Here is a 468-nt window from a genome sequence, read left to right as displayed (position 1 = left end):
ACTGCCTCAACTGCCTCAACTGCCTCAACTGCCTCAACTGCCTCAACTGCCTCAACTGCCTCAACTGCCTCAACTGCCTCAACTCATCATTCACCTCTTATTCTTCTATAGAAGTAAGCGCTGTTCCCAAGCCCTGCAGAACGGTGAATAGTTGGCTCACTTGGCGTGAACATCGTCAGCCAGCTTGATATCGCCCTACATATATCCATTTGCCCATTTGCGGGCGTTTTCCTTTGTAAGGTCTCAGTCGCAAGTCCATCTTGGCCTCCATGTTTTCGGCCATTCTAGCAACCAGAAGGGTGTTTCTGTGGATAAGTTTGTATAAAAGCTGTGGTCGGATATGAATAACTAAAAAAGTGCTGTTTTTTGCAATTTTATTGCAGATAAGGGGTTGCCAGAAAGAATCTGTTCCCTATAATGCGCCTCCATCGACAGGGCAAGCGGCAACGCAGAAAGCCAAGTCGGTAA

General features: G+C 47.2%; 1 pseudogene. It reads right to left on the bottom strand.

The annotated features are described in order from the left end of the window. Positions 1-196: 196 nt before the first annotated feature. A pseudogene (locus OKB77_RS24050) lies at positions 197-283 on the bottom strand (gamma carbonic anhydrase family protein); the annotation flags it as partial. Positions 284-468: the final 185 nt, after the last annotated feature.

The organism is Aeromonas sp. Y318-3, from assembly GCF_027706185.1.
In the GTDB taxonomy this organism is placed as follows: Bacteria; Pseudomonadota; Gammaproteobacteria; order Enterobacterales; family Aeromonadaceae; genus Aeromonas; species Aeromonas veronii.
This window is presented reverse-complemented; position numbering and strand designations above follow the sequence as displayed.